8 protein-coding genes and 2 pseudogenes are annotated in these 7,025 nt (G+C 45.7%); 1 reads left to right on the top strand and 9 read right to left on the bottom strand.

Features of this window, described 5'->3' with window-relative positions; translation table 11 throughout:
* A pseudogene (locus POREN0001_RS08885) lies at nucleotides 1–392 on the bottom strand (ISAs1 family transposase); the annotation flags it as partial.
* A 27-nt stretch (nucleotides 393–419) separates the two neighbouring features.
* Complete coding sequence (locus POREN0001_RS09720) at nucleotides 420–752, bottom strand: DUF4372 domain-containing protein (RefSeq protein ID WP_040581656.1); 333 nt, start codon at nucleotides 750–752, stop codon at nucleotides 420–422.
* A gap of 45 nt (nucleotides 753–797) precedes the next feature.
* On the opposite strand from POREN0001_RS09720, the pseudogene POREN0001_RS09420 reads away from it, so the two are divergent.
* Nucleotides 798–949 (top strand): annotated as a pseudogene (locus tag POREN0001_RS09420) (IS5/IS1182 family transposase); the annotation flags it as partial.
* 94 nt (nucleotides 950–1,043) lie between these two features.
* Here the strand turns inward: POREN0001_RS09420 and rsxA are convergent.
* The 7 genes from rsxA to POREN0001_RS08845 are packed head-to-tail and all read right to left on the bottom strand — an operon-like array spanning nucleotide 1,044 to nucleotide 6,757.
* Nucleotides 1,044–1,616 (bottom strand): electron transport complex subunit RsxA, encoded by a 573-nt coding sequence (gene rsxA, locus POREN0001_RS08875; protein WP_004335431.1) that lies wholly within the window; start codon nucleotides 1,614–1,616, stop codon nucleotides 1,044–1,046.
* Between the two features lie 31 nt (nucleotides 1,617–1,647).
* Nucleotides 1,648–2,238: an electron transport complex subunit RsxE gene (gene rsxE / locus POREN0001_RS08870; protein ID WP_004335421.1), complete on the bottom strand. Its 591-nt coding sequence runs from the start codon at nucleotides 2,236–2,238 to the stop codon at nucleotides 1,648–1,650.
* Nucleotides 2,235–2,960: an RnfABCDGE type electron transport complex subunit G gene (locus POREN0001_RS08865; RefSeq protein WP_004335399.1), complete on the bottom strand. Its 726-nt coding sequence runs from the start codon at nucleotides 2,958–2,960 to the stop codon at nucleotides 2,235–2,237. The genes rsxE and POREN0001_RS08865 overlap by 4 nt, the downstream gene beginning before the upstream one ends.
* Nucleotides 2,957–3,955: an RnfABCDGE type electron transport complex subunit D gene (locus POREN0001_RS08860; RefSeq protein ID WP_004335435.1), complete on the bottom strand. Its 999-nt coding sequence runs from the start codon at nucleotides 3,953–3,955 to the stop codon at nucleotides 2,957–2,959. Before POREN0001_RS08860 ends, POREN0001_RS08865 begins: the two co-directional genes overlap by 4 nt.
* A 26-nt stretch (nucleotides 3,956–3,981) precedes the next feature.
* Complete coding sequence (gene rsxC / locus POREN0001_RS08855) at nucleotides 3,982–5,313, bottom strand: electron transport complex subunit RsxC (protein WP_004335428.1); 1,332 nt, start codon at nucleotides 5,311–5,313, stop codon at nucleotides 3,982–3,984.
* Between the two features lie 47 nt (nucleotides 5,314–5,360).
* Nucleotides 5,361–6,323, bottom strand: a complete 963-nt coding sequence (locus POREN0001_RS08850; protein ID WP_004335413.1) for a Fe-S cluster domain-containing protein — start codon at nucleotides 6,321–6,323, stop codon at nucleotides 5,361–5,363.
* Nucleotides 6,324–6,328: 5 nt separating this feature from the next.
* Nucleotides 6,329–6,757: a SoxR reducing system RseC family protein gene (locus tag POREN0001_RS08845; RefSeq protein WP_004335415.1), complete on the bottom strand. Its 429-nt coding sequence runs from the start codon at nucleotides 6,755–6,757 to the stop codon at nucleotides 6,329–6,331.
* Nucleotides 6,758–7,025: the final 268 nt, after the last annotated feature.

Raw genomic sequence — 7,025 nt, 5'->3', positions numbered from 1 at the left:
TTATCCATGCGAGTCTCTCCCTCTAAACTAGTAATCTCACGCTCCTCTTGAATTAAACTTCTTAAGCCTTGCCATTGACTATATTCCCCCTCCTCAAAGACTTCTGAAACTAGTAACATGGTATAGGTTCGCTTCTCAATACGACCATGATTTTTCTCCAAGGTCTCATAACTATGACACCTATATCGTCCTGTAAAGCAATCCTGAACATCCTCATACAAGTGTTTTTGATTGCCTTTTAGACTTAGAATGTAGTCGGCTTCTGATTGGACAATCTGTTCCGCGATGTTGGTTTGAGTCCCCATGGCATCTATGCTGATGACAGCCCCCGACAAATCCAATCTATCCAAGACTTCCGGAATGGCTTCTAACTCATTGCTCTTCTCGGCAACAGGTGTATAAGGCCCAATCATACATGCTTAGGTATAAAGATTGAATCCAAGAGTACGATTTTTGACTTCAAATACCTCTGCACTTTTAGCTCGCCATGCTGTCCGAAATATTGCAGAAGGGCATAAAAACATCTTCAAAGAATTTAGAGCTTCTCTTGGTATTCTGATATCCGATATATTGGACTTAGAGGGAGCACGAGAAAGATCGAGGTTCTTAAGGTTACCTACGGCGGACTGTCCCCCCTCGGAAATTTGACGAAGGGAAACTCTTCCGAAGAACTTACTGAAAATCATACTCACCATGTGGCTCCACGAATTGACCCCCTTAGCGTGCTTATCCGTGTCATGCTTCTTTGCCATACGATGGATTATTTCTCGTGGTAATAATCGAATAACTCGTGCGAAGGAAGATTAGTTCGAGAGGTCAAGCGTAATCTTGAAGAGACTTCTCTCTACACTGAAATAATCGAAAGATTTGAAAGCATTCTCTCACAAAGACGTAACAGCCGGAAAAGATTTATTCCATTCATGAACCCGAGGTAGAATGTATCAGCAAAGAAGCGGTGCTGCTCCCCCTCTAGATGGGGAACAACACCGCTCCATTCTCTTTCAAATTCGGTTGTTTACCGAATCTCCTGAATCGACTAGCAATTAAGCGATACCACTGAATCCCATGAAAGCCATAGCCAAAATACTGGCACTAATCATGGCAATAGGGATATTCTTCATAGCCTTGGGGAGATTGGCTTTTGATACTTGGTCACGAATTCCTGCAAAGACTACCATTGCCAAGAAGAAGCCCAAACCTGTAGAAATAGCGTAAATCAAACTCTCTAGGAAGGTAAATTCTTTCTGAATTACAAGGATAGCCACCCCTAGTACACAGCAGTTGGTAGTGATAAGAGGGAGGAATACACCCAACGCTTGATAAAGTGGAGGAGAAACCTTCTTAAGCACCATCTCCAACATCTGCACAAGCGAAGCGATTACCAAAATGAATGCAATCGTTTGTAAGAACTCAAGTTGATAGGGAACCAATACAAACTGATTGATGAGGAAAGTTACCATCGTACTAATAGCAAGCACAAATGTAACGGCAGCACCCATCCCGGCAGCTGTATCAATCTTCTTAGATACCCCAAAGAAAGGGCAGATCCCTAAGAACTGCGACAATACGACGTTATTGACGAAAATTGCCGCGATTATAATCATTATATAGTGCATAACACAATCGTATTAAGGGTTCTACAAATCATCAAGACTTCTTCGTGATTACGTTGAAGAGAGCAATAAGACAGCCCAATACCATGAAGGCTCCCGGAGGAAGGATAAAGAGCAATGCTCCATACGAATCGGGGTAAATGAGCTGCTCAAATACCTTACCCGAACCGATGAACTCACGTACCGAACCTAGAATGGTCAACGACATAGTAAAACCAAGGCCAATGCTCACTCCGTCGAGGATAGAGAGCACAGGGTTTTGCTTAGAAGCTACCGACTCTGCACGACCCAATACGATACAGTTTACCACAATAAGAGGGATAAAGATACCCAAGCTATTGTTTAGATCGGGGAGGAAAGCCTGGATGAGAAGCTGCAATACCGTTACGAAACCGGCGATCACCACAATAAATGCAGGGATACGCACAGCATCCGGGATCAACTTCTTCAGAATCGAGATAACCAAATTCGAGCAGATAAGCACGAAGGTTGTAGCAAGCCCCATCATAAGACCATTCTTGCCCGATGTGGTTGTTGCCAGCGTAGGACACATACCAAGGAGAAGAACAAAAGTAGGATTCTCCTTGATGAATCCATTAGTAAGCGTCTTTACGTATTGATTCATTTGTTATCTCCTTTCTCGGCAGGAGCCGCATTATCTTCAGTAGAGGGGGTTTCTGCTGCAGTGGAAGCCTCGTCTTGAGGTACATCTGCAGAAGCATCCGTAGCTTCAGCACCGGCAGGTGCACTACCGACAGCCTCTAAATAATATTTATAAGCACGATTAACAGCATCGAGGAAGGCACGACTTGTAATGGTAGAAGCCGTAATGGCATCCACCTTACCGCCATCTTTCGCAACCACTAGCGTACCATTCTCAGCAGCCATATCCACACCTTTCATATTTTGGATATTACCACCTTTGGAGTCGGCATGGAACCATTCGTCCATCTTGGCTCCGAGTCCTGGAGTTTCACCATGCTTGAGTACTGAGAAGTCACAGATAACGCCCTTGGCATCGAAACCTACCATAAGGTCGATACGACCACCAAAACCATTTTTGGTAAAGGTCTCTACGGCATAACCAACAGCTTCGCCAGCCTTCTTTGCCACGTACACCTTCACAACGTCTTTCTCACCCTCTTTGAACTCTTGTACCTCATCAAGGGGATTGTTGTCGAACTCGGGTACAACCTTTTCGATGGCAGCAATCTTGTTACTAAGCTCTGTTTTGGCAATAGGCTCATCAGTAACCGACTTCATAACTCCTAGGATAGCCCCCACAAGCAAGCAAATGAGGGTAAGCGATAGGAGCATATTGGGGAATGTAGATGCAAGCTTTTTCATTTCGTAGCCTCCTTCTTTATCTTTTCTCCAAAGTGTTTAGGTTTCGCATAGAGGTTAATGATGGGCGTAAAGGCATTCATAATAAGAATGGCAAACGACATCCCCTCCGGATAGGCTCCCCATGTACGGATAATCACAGTTAGCAACCCAATACAGCAACCATAGATGAGTTGACCACGATGCGTAATGGGAGAAGAAACATAGTCCGTAGCCATAAAGATGGCACCAAGCATAAGACCTCCGGTCGTTAGGTGCTGGATAGGATCAGGATAAACTTCGGGATTAATGAGCCAAAGAATACCACCAAAAACAATTACCGAGAGGAAGATCGAAATAGGAGTATGCCAAGTAATAATCTTACGGCAGAGCATATACACAAGACCGATAAGCAATGCTATTGCAGAAATCTCTCCCATCGAACCCGGGTTTAGCCCAAGGAAAAGATCAAGATGAGAAGGTAGTTGCTCAAGGGCACTCGTATCGCCGTGAATTGCCTGCTTCATAAGAGACAAAGGCGTAGCCATCGTCTCCCCATCCACCATTGCAGTGAGCTTGTTGGCAACAGGCCAAGTAGTCATCTGAGCAGGGAACGAAATAAGGAGGAAGACACGTCCTACCAATGCAGGGTTAAAGACATTATTCCCAAGTCCCCCGAATGCCATCTTACCAATAGCAATGGCAACGAAAGCACCAAATACGACAATCCACCAAGGGAGCTCCGCAGGGAGGTTAAAAGCGAGGAGCACCGCCGTAAGGATAGCCGAGCCATCCAAAATATAAGTCTCGCGGCGGAGCATAAAACGAGTAATAAACCACTCAGTTAGGCAACAGGTAACGATACAGATAGCCGTTACCAAAAGAGCATGCCAACCAAATTGATACACCGAGAAGAGGAACGCCGGGATTAGTGCAATAAGCACCCCGTACATATTCTTGCTGATGCTATCCCCACTATGGATATGAGGGGAAGGCGTTATGATTAATTTATTTTCCATCACTCTTGAATCACTGTATGAGGTTTTTATTGTTTACGCGAACGCATGATACCCATTACCGTCTGCTTACCGATACGTATGTGATCTAATAGAGGACGATCTGCCGGACAAGTGAAGCTACACGAACCGCATTCGATACAGTCCGCTACATTCATCTTCTCACAGCTATCCCAGTTCTTAGCCACGGTATCACGCATAATAAAGGCAGGGTTAAGCCCCATAGGACATACTCCCACACACTTACCGCAGCGGATACAATCACGCATAGGACGACGAGTAGACTCCTTACGATTAAGGAGGAGCAAACCACTAGAGCCCTTAGCTACGGGTACTTCCGTATTAACGAGAGCGCGTCCCATCATAGGACCACCCCCAATTACCTTACCGGTATCCTCGGGCATTCCACCGGCATGATTGATAAGGTCAATCATAGGAGTACCAATGCGCACAAGGAGGTTAGAGGGCTTCTGAAGCATCTTACCCGTAACTGTTACAACGCGCTCGAGAAGAGGTTTATTCTTCTGTACAGCCTCGTAAACAGCATATACCGTACCTACATTTTGCACTACAGCACCCGTAGAGATAGGAAGAGCGCCACTTGCAACTTGGCGGCGAATAACAGCATCGATAAGTTGCTTTTCACCACCTTGCGGATAACGCTTCTTGAGAGGAACGATCTCAATACCCGAGAAAGAAGCTGCAGCCTTCTCCATTATGCTGATAGCTTCGGGCTTATTAACTTCGATACCTATCTTAGTTTCAGTTACCCCAATTGCCTTCATAATGATGGTACATCCCACCATAATCTCTTCGGCATGCTCACGCATCAGAGCGTCGTCGCTCGTAAGGTAGGGCTCGCACTCTACGGCATTGATGATAAGTACAGTTGCCTTTTGTCCTGGAGGAGGAGAGAGCTTTACATGGGTTGGGAAGGTAGCTCCCCCCATCCCTACAATGCCCATCTCGGCAATCTTATCTACAATTTCTTTAGCAGAAAGGGCACACTCACGCTTGAGATCAGGCGTGCGGTCTATAGACTCTTCCCACTCATCTTCTATTACATCTATAAAGATGGCCGGCTTCTTATACCCACTTGCATCATAGATAGCATCTATCTTTGCTACCTTACCCGATACAGAAGAATGGATATTAGCAGAAACAAAGCCTCCTGCTTTTGCTATAAGAGTACCCACCTTTACTAGGTCTCCCTTGGCAACTACTGCCTGTGCAGGAGCACCAATATGCTGCCCCAAAGGAATCACAGCCTGCTTAGGCAAGGGCAATACCTCTATAGGGCGCCCGGCCGACAACTTACTTTCGGGAGGATGAATACCTCCGATACGAAAAGTCCTCTGCATAGTATCTATAAATGATCGATGTATTTCCTTCTAATAAATTACGTATGTCACGCATTAGCTCGTGGAGCTTCACTCTGAGGGGCAGTAGGCTGAGCTACAACCTTAGGAGCCTCACTAGTGGGGGCTTCTGCGGCTTGCTCGGTTTTGGGAGCAGCAGGCTTAGCAGCAACTTCTTCCTTTGGAGCTTCAGGTTTGCGAGGAGGGAAATTCTCCTCATGAATGGCGTGAGTAGGACATACAGCCACACACTTACGGCACAAACGGCACTTAGTGTGGTCTATATATGCTAGGTTGTTTTCTACGGTAATAGCACCAAATGGACACTCCTTAGCACACTTACCACAGCCAATACAAGCGTTCTTACAAGCCTTCATGGCTACGCCACCCTTGTCTTTATTGACACAAGAGACAAAGACACGACGATTCTTAGGCCCCTTCTTGCGCAGCTCAATAATGGTCTTAGGGCACGCCTTCACACATGCTCCGCACGAAGTACACTTATCTTGATCCACAACGGGCAACCCTGTAGTGGCATCCATATGCAAGGCATCGAACCCACAAGAGTCTGCACAATCGCCTAGACCAAGGCAACCAAAAGAACACCCTGTTTCACCAGCATAGAGTACAGAAGCAATTTTACAGCTTCGGGCACCCTGATACTCATTCACTTTAGGGCGGGCTTCACAAGTACCATTACAACGAACTACAGCAACCAGGGGATCGGATGCTGCACTTGCCATACCCAAAATCTCAGCCACCTTGCTCATCACAGGGGCTCCTCCTACGGGACAAAAGAGACCATCGAGCGATTCTGCTCCTGCACATGCCGATGCAAAGCCGCCACACCCGGGATACCCGCAACCGCCGCAATTGGCTTGAGGTAGTACCTCTGCCACTGCACCAATACGAGGATCCTCTTGTACTTCGAACTTCTTCGACACAACATAGAGTAGCAATGCACTGATAATCGCAATTGCTCCCAGTACAATAACTGTAAGAGTTAGTATCATATCGTTTAGTTAGATTGGATTTTCTCTATATAGAAGACAAACTTTTTACTCAGCGACTTGCGGAAGAAAGAAAGGATAAGATAGTACACTCCCACTCCCCCCAAAGTGCAAAGAGCTGCATAAAGATCGCTGAGGTGCAAAACATGCACAGCAAGCAATGCAACAACGAGCAACAATACCAGAGGTACAACGAAGCTAATCACCACAGCCGTATTACCCATGGCATAACGACCTTTGAGTAATACTGGCTCCCCAATTTTATACTCTCCCATCGGGCGATATATCGTAATAGGGCGCTCTTTATGGTCTGCAGCAGTGCAAGCTTTGGCGGCATGGCACCCACTGCACGCACTCGATTGCGTGATAGTAACTACCACTCTATCAGCATATACAGCACTAACTACAGCCCTATGCTCCAATACACTACTCTCCATACTAAATGGTTTATCGCAGATCTACACTTGTCTTTTGCTCCACAAAAGTAGGTATAAAAATCTACTTTCACCACATTTTGGGTAAGAGGAATTGATAAGTTTGGAATACACACTTGGCAAACGCGCATTACAAAGTGTAGAAAAAGCATAGAAAGGGAGTGAGTAAAATAATACACAAGAAGAGAAAACAAGACAAAAAGAAAGGGAGAAAGGGTGTTATAAATAACACTGATACACAAGAGGATAGACTGTAGGATTCTCTCTAACA

It is taken from the genome of Porphyromonas endodontalis ATCC 35406 (assembly GCF_000174815.1).
GTDB classification, from domain to species: Bacteria; Bacteroidota; Bacteroidia; order Bacteroidales; family Porphyromonadaceae; genus Porphyromonas; species Porphyromonas endodontalis.
This window is presented reverse-complemented; position numbering and strand designations above follow the sequence as displayed.